This is a genomic window from Flavobacterium indicum GPTSA100-9 = DSM 17447 (genome assembly GCF_000455605.1).
Taxonomy (GTDB): Bacteria; Bacteroidota; Bacteroidia; order Flavobacteriales; family Flavobacteriaceae; genus Flavobacterium; species Flavobacterium indicum.
On sequence record NC_017025.1, the window covers coordinates 182,937 to 199,113 of the forward strand.

12 protein-coding genes and 1 pseudogene are annotated in these 16,177 nt (G+C 29.0%); 1 reads left to right on the forward strand and 12 read right to left on the reverse strand.

The genetic code is table 11. The features are described from left to right. Positions 1-4: 4 nt before the first annotated feature. The gene (locus tag KQS_RS14695; protein WP_041251933.1) at positions 5-895 is read right to left on the reverse strand and encodes an RHS repeat-associated core domain-containing protein; all 891 of its coding nucleotides are present in this window, start codon (positions 893-895) and stop codon (positions 5-7) included. 414 nt (positions 896-1,309) lie between these two features. On the opposite strand from KQS_RS14695, the gene KQS_RS00875 reads away from it, so the two are divergent. Continuing rightward, positions 1,310-1,600: a helix-turn-helix domain-containing protein gene (locus KQS_RS00875; protein ID WP_262487936.1), complete on the forward strand. Its 291-nt coding sequence runs from the start codon at positions 1,310-1,312 to the stop codon at positions 1,598-1,600. 69 nt (positions 1,601-1,669) lie between these two features. Here the strand turns inward: KQS_RS00875 and KQS_RS00880 are convergent, their stop codons facing one another. The 11 genes and pseudogenes from KQS_RS00880 to KQS_RS14700 form a co-directional block, all read right to left on the reverse strand. Continuing rightward, positions 1,670-2,086: a hypothetical protein gene (locus KQS_RS00880; RefSeq protein ID WP_014387320.1), complete on the reverse strand. Its 417-nt coding sequence runs from the start codon at positions 2,084-2,086 to the stop codon at positions 1,670-1,672. Between the two features lie 5 nt (positions 2,087-2,091). Further along, entirely contained in the window at positions 2,092-3,024 is a 933-nt protein-coding gene (locus KQS_RS13890; protein WP_051149655.1) for an RHS repeat-associated core domain-containing protein, read from the reverse strand. A 195-nt stretch (positions 3,025-3,219) separates the two neighbouring features. Further along, positions 3,220-3,693: a hypothetical protein gene (locus KQS_RS00890; protein WP_041251934.1), complete on the reverse strand. Its 474-nt coding sequence runs from the start codon at positions 3,691-3,693 to the stop codon at positions 3,220-3,222. Next, a pseudogene (locus tag KQS_RS00895) lies at positions 3,674-4,534 on the reverse strand (RHS repeat-associated core domain-containing protein); the annotation flags it as partial. The gene KQS_RS00890 and the pseudogene KQS_RS00895, both read right to left, overlap by 20 nt. A gap of 82 nt (positions 4,535-4,616) precedes the next feature. After that, positions 4,617-5,279 carry an IS1 family transposase gene (locus KQS_RS00900; RefSeq protein ID WP_014387322.1) on the reverse strand — a complete coding sequence of 221 codons (663 nt, stop codon included), beginning with the start codon at positions 5,277-5,279 and terminating at the stop codon, positions 4,617-4,619. Between the two features lie 227 nt (positions 5,280-5,506). After that, positions 5,507-5,827, reverse strand: a complete 321-nt coding sequence (locus KQS_RS00905; protein ID WP_014387323.1) for an immunity 53 family protein — start codon at positions 5,825-5,827, stop codon at positions 5,507-5,509. Between the two features lie 5 nt (positions 5,828-5,832). Next, entirely contained in the window at positions 5,833-9,279 is a 3,447-nt protein-coding gene (locus KQS_RS00910) for a DUF6443 domain-containing protein (RefSeq protein WP_014387324.1), read from the reverse strand. A 6-nt stretch (positions 9,280-9,285) separates the two neighbouring features. Continuing rightward, positions 9,286-12,798, reverse strand: a complete 3,513-nt coding sequence (locus KQS_RS00915) for a hypothetical protein (RefSeq protein ID WP_014387325.1) — start codon at positions 12,796-12,798, stop codon at positions 9,286-9,288. A gap of 1 nt (position 12,799) precedes the next feature. Continuing rightward, complete coding sequence (locus tag KQS_RS00920; protein ID WP_014387326.1) at positions 12,800-14,419, reverse strand: T9SS type A sorting domain-containing protein; 1,620 nt, start codon at positions 14,417-14,419, stop codon at positions 12,800-12,802. Between the two features lie 254 nt (positions 14,420-14,673). Further along, positions 14,674-15,531 (reverse strand): HEPN domain-containing protein, encoded by an 858-nt coding sequence (locus KQS_RS00925; protein WP_014387327.1) that lies wholly within the window; start codon positions 15,529-15,531, stop codon positions 14,674-14,676. Positions 15,532-15,642: 111 nt separating this feature from the next. Continuing rightward, positions 15,643-15,981, reverse strand: coding sequence for an ApeA N-terminal domain 1-containing protein (locus KQS_RS14700; protein WP_014387328.1), 339 nt, complete (start codon positions 15,979-15,981; stop codon positions 15,643-15,645). Positions 15,982-16,177: the final 196 nt, after the last annotated feature.

Sequence of the window (16,177 nt, forward strand, 5' to 3'; positions counted from 1 at the left end):
TTATTTATTTTTTATTCATCCAACTGGTTAAAGAATCCAAACCAAAATTAAAACTTGAAGAATTATTTGATACTCCTGTACAACCAATATATTTAGTTTCTGTTCCATCAGCTTTAACTCTATGTATATCAGCTTGCCCACCTACAGGTGTGTTATAAGAGTCTAAAGCATAAACATTTATACCTTTTGAATTTGCAGCTTGTTTATCATCTGGTGAAGTTCCTGGTACATTAACATATGTTTTATCATTTAATAAATTATGTCCATGAACTTGACCCATTAAAATATATTTTTTATCACCGTCTTTCAATATGTTTTCTATAACTTTACCACTTGGTGTGGTTACTGTGTCTGTTCCAGGAATTGTTGCATGACCATCAACCCCATCTTTACCTCTTATTGATGTAATAGTTGATGCTTCCCTATCAAAAACAATAAACGCTTGCGATTCTGTAGTCCTAGATGAATCTTGAACATCTTGAACATCTTTCTGAATCTTTGCATCATCAATACTTACAATTGAACTAGCGTCTTGCAATTGTTTAGTGGCTTCAGCAGATATTGTACCATTATTTGAAGCATTTATATCATTAAAGTCACCACTACTAATAGACCTAATATTGTTTGTAGATGCCCCATCTTCGCCAAGTTTTCTACCAGTTCTGGAATCAATGTATATATCAGGCGGAGTCGCGAACATCCCATCTGGGTCAACAAAAACTAATGGATTGTTGTAACAATATGTATAAGTTGACCATCTCCTCGATTTCTCTGCCAACGGGTCAATGTTCATCCATCTACCTAATGCAGGGTCATAATTCCTTGCTCCGTAATCGTACATGTTAAGCCCCAACTCGTCTTGATACTCTTTACCATTATACTTATACTTGTACATTGGATTATCTGTAGGAACAATTTTAACACCTGTTTCTGGGAATTCTTCAAAATTTAATTGGTCTACATTATAATTTTTATGCTTTAAACCAAATGGATAATAATGGTTTTATCTGTGTTCGATGAACCTTACGGTTTCTTCTAATATTTTAAGAACGTTTGTCAAATTTAGCATTTTATAAACAAAATCCTAACTTTTTACGGTTAGGATTTCTTGTTTTTACTATTAAAAAAGGCATTTCTGAATCATATAGTAATGCCGTTTAATTTTTTGCGAACTAGTTAACTAATCTTATTTTAATTTATAATTTCTGAATGGTTTTAGTTCATTTTTCCTCAATTTGTGGGCGCAGATTTCAAATCTGCGCTAGCGTTGCGGTGAGAAATCCGAGCGGTCGGGTATATAGCAGACAAAATAAAAACCGCTATAACCAATAAAGGATTGTCGCAAAAAGAGATAGCTATTACTATTGGAATTGACCAAGCACAGTATAGCCGTATTGAAAGTGGTAAAGTAGAACCTACTTTGTCTTCGTTAGAAAAAATCGCAGAAGCTTTAGAAGTTAGAGTAGTTGAGTTCTTTAATGATGATGAACCTATTGATATAAATTCATTTGATAAAAGTATTGTAGAAAATCTTCGCCTTTTAGACCAACTGAACGAAGTAGAAAAAAATCAATCTATAATATTATTGATATTGCCATAAGCAAAAAGCGTCTGAAAGATACACTTTCAAACGCTTTAAATACTTCTTCTTAAGTTAATAAATATTATTTTAAAAAGATACTTTTTTAGTCATTAATAATTTTAATCCCAAAGCTGTAATGATAATTAAAAATGGGATAGATGTTACCAAATAAAGGTTGCTGTTAATTATTGATTGTAGCATTTTAAACCACATGAACCACATAAAAACAAATATAATTAAAGCAATTATCATTAATTTTGTATTACTCCTTATTGTTGCTATAATTAAAACAACACATGCTAACAAAAACTCAACAAGATAATAACTATAGTTTGTTTTCAAATTAAAATTATCAAAACCAAAACTATTCTTAACCCCCTCTTTAATTAATACTACAAAAGCACTAAATATTGAATTTGATGGAGCACTGTTATATCCTATTTGAATAAGCAAAAAAGATACTATTAGTAAAAAAACTAGTATTTTGTGAATATATGTTTTCATAATTTCTAATATGTTGTACCACCTGTGGCGTTCGGTTTTATATCTCCATTATTTAAAATTTTTGCCTTATTAAAATCTATTCTGTTTATCACATTAATAGGGCTTTTACCACCATTTGTTTGATGTAATATCATAGGTAAATATCTCGTAAGAGTATTATCCATATTAGTATGTGTTGTTCCTGAAGGCAATCTTATATTTAGAACATTTGTACCACTTCCTGCTGTTCCTCCACTACCTGGATAACTATTTGATGCAGAAGTAAAATTAACCAAGTTCTTAACATTACTTCCTACTTCTGTACTATAGCCATCAGCTGAAGTTGGTCCTGTTCTAGTAGCAGCTTCCATTGTAATAAGTAAATCAATGGTCTTGTTTTTTATATCATTATTTCCATTAACTAGATTAGCAGCATCTAATGCATCTTTACCACCTAAACTATGACCAACAATAGCAACTTTACCATCTGGATTGGTTTCTCTATAATTACCTATTGTTTCAGCGATATGTCTTGCCGTAATACCTCCTTCTGAACCTGCGTAATTAACTATTTGCGAATTAAGAACATCCCACCCCTTTTGTCCAAGCATAGATAGGCCATCATCGTTATTTTTATAATCTTCAGGTAAATTCTTAACTAAAGTATTATTTCCTGTTATTTTATCCCCATTGATACCACCTGCTGAACCATTTACAGTAATGATTAACATTTTTGTGTTTTTTGTAACATTTACAGGTTCTAGTCCTTCAAGTTCTCTACTATCAACAACCCTATTACCACTAAAGACATAAGGCGACCAAGTATGATATTCTTCTGTAAGAGGATCTATCGACATAAAACGTCCAATAGCCATATCATAATTTCTATACTTATAACTATCCCAATTAAGCCCTAACTCATCTTGGCGCTCAGTTCCTTGAAACTTGTACTTATACATTGGATTTTCAATAGGAACAATTTCAACACCTGTTTCTGGGAATTCTTCAAAATTTAATTGGTCTACATTATAATTTTTATGCTTTAAACCAAATGGATAATAATGGTTTTATCTCACAAGTTTATAGTTTTATTGGTGTTCGATGAACCTTACGGTTTCTTCTAATATTTTAAGAACGTTTGTCAAATTAACATTTTAATTAACTAAAATATTATTTTTGAATTTTAAATGTATTGCAGCATCGTTTATTACATGCTTTCTTTTCACGCCTTGAATTTTTTCTTCTTTGGATAATTCTATTAGTAATTCCCTTATAGCAATAGATTGTATTTCTTTTTCTTTTATTTCTGTACCGAATTTTTCATCTGATTTAAAAACTAAAAAATATAATTTATCATTAATTCTTATTAATCTATTAGAATCTGTTATTTTAAAAAAGCTAATATAATCATTTTGGATATTCTCGGTAGGTATTATAAAAATATCCATTTCATCATTACATGATTCTAATTTAATAAAAAAATCTTTAATTTTATATTTTAAAACTTCTTCATAAATTTTTTTTTCAACTTCAATTGGTAATACATAGATTAATTTTTTAGAGGATTTACAACTTAAAAAAATTAAACTTATTATTAAAAAACTACTTTTAATTATCAATTTTTCCATATACTTTATAGTTTAAAGTTTCTTGACCTACATTTACGGTTTTTGTACCATTTCTATCAGCACCTATTGTTTTTCCAATATTTACATTTCTTTTTCCATTTGGTGTTACTCTATTAATTACTGCTTGCGACTTTTTACCATGATTCCAAGAGTCAATGGCATAAATTGGAATATTTAAATTTTTAGCAACGTCCCCATCTTCAGGAGAAGTCCCAAATCCATTTTCCATTCCTTCATCAGTAACATCATCATGTGTATGAACTTGACCAAGTATTGGATAAGTTTTTCCATCAATTGTATTAGTAACTTGATAATCTTTGTCATTATAGGTTTCAGAAGTTATTGTAGCTTTATTTTTTAAAGTATTTTTACCTCTAACTGCTGTAACCATAGAATTTTCAGCATCAATTACAATAAATACCTGCTGTTCTGTATTTATTGTTTCTGAATGTATAGTTTGCATTTGGTTTTGTATAGTTTCATTATCTACTGTTAAAATACTACTATTTGCTTGTAAATATTCTGTTTTATTCGAAGCTTCATTCCCTAAATTCCATTCTCCTTTACTAATAATTCTGAAGTTATTCGTTGTTGAGTCATCTTTCCCTAAAACCTGACCTGTTTTAGAGTTAATATACCAATCTGGTGGCGAGGCAAGCATACCATCAAAATCAACAAAAATCATTGGGTTATTATAACAATATGTATAAGTTGACCATCTCCTCGATTTCTCCGCCAGCGGGTCAATATTCATCCATCTACCAAGTGCAGGGTCGTAATTTCTTGCGCCATAGTCATACATGTTAAGCTCCAGTTCTTCTTGCAATTCTTTACCGTTGTATTTATACTTATACGACTTTGTGAACTTACTTCAATGTGCTATAAGAATGTATTTTAAAAGATAAACTTACTATTTTAAAAACTCAAAACCAAAAATAAATTTTCAAAATAGCATTCAAAATAACAACACTCTTACTAAAACAAATCGTTCTTCTACTTAACCTTTTAACATGAGTTCGAATTGTTAAATTGTTTCTTTCAATAATATTAGTACAATATTGAAAGCGTTTATGAATTTCTTTTGGAATAATTGAAGGATAGACATTCAGTTTATCTGTAAAAATTGTTTTGGGATATAACATTAAAACTTTTTCAATTAATGGCTTTATGTTTTCTTTAGTTTTTGAACCTACAAAAAAGTCGATTACACTTTTACTTTCCCTTTCAATAATATAAGTTATCCAAGTCATATTATTTTTACATCCAATAAAAGTCCAAATTTCATCAATCTCAAACTTGCATCCTAATTTCACGAATGGTTTGGGTTTCACAAAATTACTAATATAGATTATTTTTGAAAGAACAGTATTTTTCGAAATTTTCAATATCCTCGAAATACTTCTAATACCACAACCCTCTTTTATTAATGTTGAAATAAAACTATTAATATTGGTTTGATAAGCATTATATGTATAAGATGCTTGAAATTTTTTATTACAATTTTTACATAAATAACGCTGAACATTATTTTGAAAGCCACATTTAACAGATGAACCATTACATTTTGGACAAATATCTTTTTCCATATCCTAATTTGATACACAAAGCTAAAAGAAAACCTTATTTTATGCGTTTTAAAAAATTATTCTATTTTTCACCATACTTGCATAACATAAAAAACCAGCAATTAAAAATTATTTAATTACTGGTTTTCAATTATTTAAATTTATATTTTATGACATATCCTAATTTGGGACATTACCGGTTTTAATAATTAAAGCTTAAAATTTAGGCAATGCCCTAATTTGATACATTACTTTAAAAGACTAGAAATCTTAGACACATCTACTAATCCAAAATCATTTATTTCTTTAAAAATTTGTATCAAAATATTCAAATTTTTAGGACTACAAGCTCCATTAAATTTCTTCTCTTCAATTTTATAACCTACCCAGCTGTTTTCATAATCTCCAATTAAAATCCAATCTATTTTTTCTAGATTGATTTTTGTGTTTTCTAAATCAATAGTAATCTCCCATCCAGGATTATCAATTGTTTCTATTTTAATTCCATATCCGTGTTCCCAATCTTCATTACATTGATTGTAGAACCACTCTTCAAACCATTTTAACATATAATTTAATTATTTTTCTTTGGCATGTCCTTACCTGGTATTGCAGGTCTCACATTTTTTCCTTCATGAACATGTGGTGTAGGTACATTTTCCCCATTTTTATTTTTATGTGAAGCTCCTTCATAATCAACTCTTTTCTCCGTTTCAAAACCTTTTCCTTTTGAGTTTTTATTAGGATTATTAGGGTTTTCTTTATAAGTCGTATGACCTTTACTGTCTCTTACTGTATGATCTCCAACAGCCTCGTCATCTGGAGTTCTATTATTTGATCCTCTTCCTTGACCTGTTTTAGAATTTTGTGAGCTATTATCTATATGCTTTTCGGAATTAACTTCTTGCCCAGAGGTTGCTTCATTACTATTATCTTTAATTCTATTCTTCTCGATTATACTCGGGTCTAAATAGCAATCAATTAAAACAGGTTCTACTTCATATTCAAATGCTGTGGGTATTTCAATAACTGGCTCAAATGGTAATGGTTGTAAATTAGGCTCATAATAAAATGGCTCAATAATTACAGATTCTTCAATAAATATCTCAAAGGGAGCCAATTCTAAACCTTCTAGCTCTCTTCCCATCCCCATTTTATTTTCTTGAAAAGCATAAGGTGAGTTATATGTGTAATCCATAGCTAAAGGATCAATACTCATAAATCTACCTATTGCATAATCATAATTTCTCCATTTAAAGCTATCCCAATTAAGACCTAAATCATCTTGGCGTTCTTGTCCTTGGTATTTATACTTATACATTGGATTATCAGTAGGAACAATTTCAACACCTGTTTCTGGGAATTCTTCAAAATTTAATTGGTCTACGTTATAATTTTTATGCTTTAAACCAAATGGATAATAATGGTTTTCCTCTAATATTTTAAGAACGTTTATATTACTTGGATCTTGAGCATAACTTAATCTAATATTTCCTAAATGGTCTGTGTAGTTAAACACATAATTAAAGAAATAAAATTGAATTTGCCCATTTCTACCAACATTTCCAGTTACTTTTACATATCCTTCTGCATGTGGAAAAAATTGTAAAACACCATTTTCATAATGAAAACCACTTAAATAATCTGTAAGTGTTTCATTTTGAAATTCATCTTCAACTAATTTGTTTATTTTTTGACCTACAGCATTGTAAAGATAATAAATTGTTCCATTTGTAGTTCCTGAAAATATTATTTCTGTTGGTAAATTTAAATGATTGTATACAATAGTTCGAATTTCTTTATTATTGTCTGAAATCATGTTCCCATTTGCATCATACGTATAATCATCTCCACTTGAATTGTAGTTGTCTTTGAATCCTTGTGGACTATTACTAGTATCATCTACTTTTAACAATAAGTTTTTATTATTAGTATCATAGGTAAAATGTAATTCATCAATAATGTTTTCAACATTTCCAGACACTAAATCTACATTTCCAGTTCGAATAATATCTGCAATATTCCCATTTTTATCATAACTCAACCATTCTTTATAGTTATTGATATTTGTACTAGCATCTGGCTTGCTATAATTAGCTTGTAATAATCTGTTTAAATGATCATAATTATATTCATATTTTCTTTTTATATCATCTGAATAAGATCGCCATAATGTCTCAGCAATATTACCATTAAACAAAGCTTGCCCAGTACTTCCTTGTTCTAATTGATTGTAATTAATTTTAAAAGCAAATAAATCTTCTTCATTTGCAGAAGGAGTTAAATTTGTTGCATCATTAATTTCTTTTAACCAACCTCTAATGTTGTATTTATAATCAACTTTTTGCAAAGAAGTTGAAGCTGTAATATCTTCACCGCCTACTTTTTTGGAAACTAATTGTCCTAATTCGTCATAGCTATTAGAACTAATTAACTGTCCAGATGAGCTATTTATTTCTTGTGTATGTTTTAAGAGTCTATCCTGAGCTGTGTATTCAAAAATATCTTTTACAATAACTCCAAGCCCACTAGTTGTTCTTTTGTGTTCAGTTACTGTATACTCCGTTTTTCCTGCCCAATCCAATTTAGTATTTACTTGTGTATAACCTCCTAAATAGTTTTTAGTATACACTCTAATTGGTCTTAATCTAGTGTCATAAAGAGTATAACTTAATTCATTTGTAGTTGAACTTGCATTATCTAATACACGTACCCATGAACCTGTTGCTAATCCTTTTAATCCAGTTGTTGTAGTAGTTTGTCCTTCAATTTGAGCTGGAATACTAGGTGCATTTGGATAATCGTAATTATCATAGTAATTAACTGTCAATAATTTTAAGTTTGTTGGAAATACTGTGTTTGTATACTTAATTGCAACTGCATCTAAAGTAACATTTGAAGTTGCTTTACTTTCAGACAAAACAGTTGATGAACTATAGTTGTTTTGCATAGTATTTCTATCAGCACTTGAAGCAACTGCCCCAGAATACCAACCGGTATAAACAGGACGATTAAAAACATCATATTTTGTAATCATCCAACCTTTTTTAGAATCACCACCTCCCCAAGGGTTATAAGCTGGACCAGTTGCCACAACTCTATCTAATTTATCATAGACAATATATTCCCATTGTTTACCAGGAAGTTTTTTCTCTATTAATCTATTTCTTTGATCGTATTTATATTGATAACACATGTTATCTAATTTAGTTTGATCTATATGGTCATTAGTATCAACAGCAGGTGGAATAACATAAGTAAGATTGCCATAAACATCATAAACATAGTAGGATTCATGTGGATCATTATTATTAAATGTTCGCTTTAATACTACTTTACCTTCTTTATCCTTAAACTCTTCTGTTCTACCTAGTTTACTTGTCCCTCCTGGTGAGTTTTCATCATAGGTTATGGTTTTATAAAGTTCGTTTGGAGCATAATACCCAATTTCATTTAATGCAATATTGTAAATATTATGACTGGCATTCCAAGTTAAAGTCACTTTATAAAATTTAACCTCGTTAGATGTATTCGTTTGGTAATCAAACTTTATTTCTTTACCACTTCCTAATGCCCAAGGATTTCCTGGAGCAGCCTGTTTTAAAACTTTATCAAGTGGCGATGCTTCTAATAGCTTTTCTGAAAAAGGATTTGCTGTATTCTCATAATTAGATGAATTATAAAAATTCAAAACATCATTATTTGCACTTGAATTATAATTTAAACTAGCACTTTGATTCACATAAGGTAAAAACTCTTTTATTTGCCTGCCAAATGCATCATATTCAATATGTGTTACAATATCTTTTCCAGTATTGGATTGTCCATGAGCAACTTGTTGAATTGGCCTACCTAATCCATCATAATAATTTACTTGTGTAGTGGCTTGTTCAATTGTAGGGGTTGTTATAGGAGTTGAAGTAGGTTGCTTATATGTTTTTACTTTAACCCAATTTTGATCTGTACTTTGCCCTAAAACAAAAACAGGAATACTTAATAATAAATATACTAATTTCTTCATCTTGCTTTAGTTTTGAGGTTTAAACTGTTGATCAAATTCTTTTACTATATTCCCTTCATGGTCTTTTAAGAATTTTAATCGTTGTAAATCATCATATTCATAATAGGTATCTCTACAATTTGGATCGGTTATTTTAATTACTTTTTTGGTAATTAAATTGTATTGGTAAACCGTTACTAATGAATTTGGATTTTGTGTTTGTAAAGTACATGAAGTATTATCAATATTACCTGTTATCAAAGGAAATGTTGTGGCTGTACCTGTATAATTCTCAATTTTAGCTACAACTAAACCTTCTGTATTAAACAGGTAACGTGTTTTTGGAGCATCTTTATAACCCATAACAACTGGATTAAAATGTTCGTCATAATTATAAAAGATAGCTTTATCTTCTAACGTTTGACTGCCTTTGGCAATTTGAATCTTCTCGGGTAAAATCTTAGTAACATTGTTAACCGTAAAGTTGTTATGTAATGTTCGCTGAGTACTTACTAATTCTGAATTTTTAAATTGTTGAGTTTGGATAGGACTGTCTACCCTATTTTGTGCTAATAAAGATGTATATAAAGTGGATTGATTTGCAGGTAAACCAGTTAAATTTGAAACCGAATTTACGTAGGTATTTATAGTCTTGTTAACTGTATTTGTATCACTTATAGAATTCGTTATAACAGTAGGCAAACCTTTTAAAGCTCCATATTCAAATGTTTGAGTTGTTACAATTTTTTTGTAATTAGCCTCCAGTACTGCGATTTCAGGATTATGCATAACTGAAAAATTTAATTCTGAATCAATAAGTGGTGTATAGAGTGACATCGGTATTGGGTCAATATACTCTGTTTTTCTAGTTTCTTTAAGATTAAATGCAAAACTATTAACCAAATAATACCCCAAATAACAATCGGACATGGCATGCCTTGGAGGGTCAGATAAATCTTCAGTACAGTGATTTAATGCAACATATCTACCAAAAAGTTCTTTACCTACAAAATTAACAGTTTGCTGAATCGGAATATTAAACGTGTCAAACTCATTAAATAGTTCTTCAATTTTGTATAAACTTCCATTAATGTTTTTAAATTTTCTTTCTCCTATTAATTTTCCGTTATACATTCCCATATCTGTAGTTTCATTGGATTTATATAAATTTCGTATAGCAGTTATTGAAGTATTTGCAGGCGATGGTAGTCCACAAACAACTTCATTCATCAATTCACCATCAATTGGTTCCATAAATCCTATCCAACAACCGTCATTATTTACTTCAACTTTTTGTTGTGCTATGTTACGAGCGTAAAAAAAGTATTTTTCCGTTCCACCATTTTCAAAATTATCTCCACCATAGCTAGTCGACACTACATCATAAAATTCATTATTTGTAGGATTACAGTATTTATTACTTGCCTCAGAATGAATATCAACAAAATAACCGAACATATCAAAATTTGTTGTTGGTTCATTCGTTGACAAACCTTGCGAGTTAAACGCATAACTTATCTCAGGAAAATAATTGATAACAGGTAATGTTAAAACATAATTTTCTGGTTCTTTTATGGTTCTATAATAATATCTTTTAATATTTGTGGGTGCTTGGTTTTTTCCAAAATCTGTTTGTCTTTTTAATCTAACGCCAAATCCTTCAATTTTTTTATAACCATTAAAGACCGTGAAATTAAAACCAGCATTTAATTGATTAAAAGTACTCGAACCGTCAGGACTTAATATTTTTAATTCTAAGGCATAAACATGGTTTTTAATAAATGTAAAATTATGAGCTGATGTTTTTGGATTCATGCTAAAGTTTCGTCGTATATACACTGGTGCTGAATTTGCTGTAACATCCGTGATTTTTAGTTCTACTCGTTTTGCTTTGTGTGTTTGATACACTGCTAAATCATACTCTGGGTCAGCAGTATTTGTTACACCTGTGGAAATATTAATTACTACTTCTTTTGTTTCGTAAATGGGTGTAAATAAAGTGGGTTCATCTAACAAACCATTATTTCCTGGTACACTTGCCACAGTAGCGCCTTCTACCGCCCCTGCGTATGTTTTATATACTTTTTCTTTTGCATCTGTTGGTTCATACTCAAATATTGAATAGCCTTTAGTAGGGTAAGTAACTTTATTTAATGTCCCTTTTGAAGCTAATTCAAAATTTGGCTGTCTATTTGCAAAAAAAGGATGTTCAATGGCACTTATTGAAGAATGGTAAGGAATCAATGTTTCATTAGTTTCACCATTATAATAACCTAATAAATCTTGACTATTTGATAATCGTGCTGGAAGAGAATAAGGGTCATTATATTCGAAAAGATAAACTTCTTTTTTGTTAATATCTAATTCTATATTTTTATTAATCTCAATTTTTTCTAAAAAAAATCTACTTGCCGTATTAAAATCATTTGATTGTTGCGTTTTGCTATTTTTTGCTCCATGAGTTAAATCAAATTCTTTTAATAAATTTATACCATTCTTAATTTCAATTCTATTTAGTGTACTTATGAAATTGTGACTACCATGAATAGTAGAATAAAAATTTACTGTAATATTATGATTGTTTGATTTTATTTTACTTAATATTTTAGGATTATTAATTTGAGTTTTAAAAAATTGTTGTGTGTATGGCGATACATAATTATTTGTTGTTAAATTCGTAGTACGCATATTATAACTTTTGCTAATAAAGGATAATCTTGAAGACGCTGTAGTATATTCAAATTCGATTAACCCTTTTATAGGGTGCTCTATTTTGTATAAATAAAAGCTAGTATTTGATAAAATAGAATTACCTCTATGTCCTGAAAAAGTCATAGTTTGTTCCGTTTCTTGACCACCAAAATAGTATTTTACTCCATCAGGTGTGGTAATCATAAATGTTTTTGTGGCTCTTAGCCTTTCTAAATTAGTAGATTGAGGTCCTATTATTTCTATTCTTAATTCACTTTCATTTTCAATGTATACAGGATTAAAATTTTCGTCTAAAAAGAAACTACCATTATAACCATTAAAATTAAAAGTAAATATATCAACCTCAGTATCGTAATCCTCTGGCCAAAAACACATGTAATAGTACTCTTGCGAATAATCTGCACATGTATTACTAGCATTTGTAATTAAATGCTGCTCATTTATATATTTTCTAACTTTTGAAATTTCTTCATCGGCAAAATCATTTACTCTTCTTGTAATATTACCTCCGGCTACTAAATTCCAATTCATTCCTGCCCATGTGGAAATATCATTCACCTTTACGCCTGCTCCAGAATAATTTATTGAAATAGGAATACTCAATTGACCCGCATTAAAATTATAAATTGGAATTGATAGATTTAACTTTCCAGTAGATTCAGTAACACCATTTTTACCATATTCACTGATTGCAAATGCCTCTGGAGAGGGCGGAGTTATATTAGGCAAATAATATTTAGTATCTTGTGAATTACTTCCTCCATTATTTTGACAAAAACCAATAAAATTATTAACTATTAATATTATTAATAAATATATTTTTCTCATCTTATTTCTTTATTATTTTAACTGAATGTTCTTCTTTATTTGTTTTTACTACAATTATGTATATTCCATTTGGATAATTTACCAATTCAAATGGTAATGTGCGTTCGCCTTTTAAATCTTGTTGTTGTAATTGTCTTCCATTTATATCATATACGGTTGCAGTTCCATAGTCGTATTCATAACCTACAATTACATTAGTAAAAGTTATTACTGGATTTGGGAAAGCTTCTATTGGTAATTTTTCTTTAAGTGGTTTGTCTTTATCTTTTAATTTTACTACCCAAAAATCTGAACCTCCAATATTACTTTGTTTGTCTCTTGATGAAGTTCCTTTTGATGTTCCTGCTAATACATATCCGCCATCTCTTGTCTCAAGTAACTTTTTCATTACTTCTTCACCTTTGCTCCCTATTGATTTAGTCCAGATTTCTTCACCTTTTGCATTTATTTTCAACGCTAAATAATCGCTAATTCCTTCTTTGTCGTTTTTGGCAATTTTAGAATTCATATTTCCTTTTTGTTCCGTTTGCGCATAACCTCCAAGTAAATAAGTGCCATCCGTATTTTCAACTATTGAAGTTAAAACATCATAAGTGCCATAATCATAAGTTTCTTGCCATTGAATGTTTTTATCCTTATCAAACTTGATAATCCAAAAATCACTTCCGTTTCTACTTCCTTTTGTTTTTACTAATGAAGTAGAAGAATTAGAATTTCCACCTATAATAAAACCACCATCACTTGTAGGTTCAATTGCTAATAAATTATCTTCTGCTTCTGCTCCTAATGTCTGTTGCCAAACTAAATCCCCTTGGGTATTTAATTCAACTAGCCAAAAATCACCCAAACCAAAATTTTCCTCTGTTTTGTCTCCTGATATTGGTGAATTTGAATAACCGCCAGCTAAGATATTTCCATTTGGTAAAACAACTAGATCCTTTAATTCATCTACAAATTTCCCACCCAATGTTTTTTGCCACACAATTGAACCATCGTCTTTCATTTTAATAATCCAATAATCCAAGTTTCCTCTAGTATCTTCTGATTTATTATAAGGATTTATTTGCCCATTAGTTGCAACCCTAGTTTTATAAGAAGAAGAAGAACCTCCAATTATGTAACTACCATCACTAAGTACTCTAATTACACTAACTTTTTCTTGACCTTTTCCACCAATTGTTTTTTGCCAAAGTTCATTCCCTTTAGCATTAAGTTTAACAATCCAAATATCATCACCTCCTTTAGAGTCATCCTTTTTATCTAAACTTTTAGATGAATTTGATATACCTGCCAAAATATAACCTACATCTTTAGTGATTTTCACACTATAAAGCATATCAACGCCATTACCTCCGAAGCTTTTTTGCCATTCTAAATCACCTTTTTCATCCATTTTCCACAACCAGTAATCCAAGTCGCCTTTATTAGCGTCTTCTTTATTACCAGTTTTACCAGAAATAGAACTTCCTGCTAATACAAATCCATAATCAGGAGTTGCTAAAACATCAAATAAATACTCGGCATGTTTACCACCATATGATTTTTCCCAAAGAATCTCTTGGGCATTTGAAATTGTCCAACAAAACATTGTTGCAACAAATAATTTGAAAGGAATTTTCATTAAAAACTAGTTACTTATAATTTTTGTGCTAAAATAAACGGGTAATTAATACAATACTACAGAGGTATTTATACCTAAAATTTTTTCCAAAAATATTTAAACCATAATTTTTTAATTACGGTTTTTTGAAGAATTTTTTACGGTTTTAAAGTAGTGTTAAATAATAGATTTAATTTTTTATTCTCATTGACTTCTGAGAAATTAATTTTTTTTATAGTTGTCAATGAACTAAAAATATTATATAATATTAAATTTTAATCATTACTAATAATGGAATTATATTCTATTGCCTTTACTTTGGTTTTAATCTTTTCTTCATCAATACCAATCAATCTAAAAATATTAATCTTAACTACATTTTCAATTACCTTGGCAACTTTACTCATCTCGATATTGTCAAGTACATTTTTCTTTTCACCTCTATGAACTAAATAATTTCTTGTATCAACAATATTACCTATTAAGTTTTTTAAATTGAAATCTCCTTTTATAGCTATTGAAAAATCTTCTTTAAAATCTCTTAATCTTTTCCTAAATGAAGGTTCATTGGCATATTGCAATTTTTCTAAAAATAATTTTTTTTCATCACTTTCCAATTTTTTAATTATTCTTTCACTCAATTCTTTAAAAATATCTTCTTCATAAACATTATTTTTGAAGTGTTTTCTGTGAAGAGTTTCTAAAGAAAAACAAGTATTCAAAAAATATGTTTCACCTGATAATTTTAGAAAACTTTTTTCTGCAACTAAATTTATTGAATCTTCTAATTTTTGATTGTTAAACCAAGAATCAAATATCTTTTCATAAGAGTCAACCAAATCATCGTAAGAAAAGTTAAAATTAAAGTTGAAATTGTTGATGAAATTCACACTTGATGTATGAAGTTTTATTATTAATGGCTCATCTTGATTTTCATAAATAATATTATTTTCTTTCAAATAAAAATAATCATTAGCTGAATGATGCTGACCAAAAAAATTTAGTAATATTTTGACTTTTCTATAATAATTAATTAAATCAAAAAGATTAAGATTATTGTTGGCTGAAATATTTAACTCAAAATATTCTTCAATGGTTATGTTTTTTTTTGAAAAACTTTCCTTGCAATACAATGAAGCAGTTAATTCAATTTCATCTGATTTATATAAATCAAATTTTTGAGTTCCTAAATATTCTATTTTTTTATTAAATACTAAATCTCCTTTTAAACTTGTTTTATTTATCTAATTTTTTAAAATAGGCATTTCAATTGATAAAGAAGAAAAATTTAATTCTTCAAACTGATTGATTTTTACACCTTCAATGATGTGTAAAACATTATATTTAAATGAACTAATAAAACCTGAAGACATACCACTTAAAAAGCATTCTACTAAAGTAACATATCCTAAATCTTGAAACTCTCCTTGTATTATTTTATAATCTGTAAATGAAAAGCAATTACCTTTTACTTCTAAAACATATGAGTTGTTTTCAATATTTAATGTAGCATCATAGCTTTCAATAAAACCATCTGTTTCAAAATATACCTGTCCTCTATGTAATTTAAAATTATTATCCATTCTGACTATTTTCTACGCTACTAATTTCCTCTTCTGTTAAACCATATAGCTAATGCCATTTTAACTATTTCTTGGCCTATGGTGGTTTTTTATTGTTTTAGGGTAAATGCTTTTTGTTGTTCTTGTAATAGGTAAACTTTCCATTCTGCTTTATCAAATAAGAACAGCTTTATTTTCTTCTTTCCTAATTTTTTTA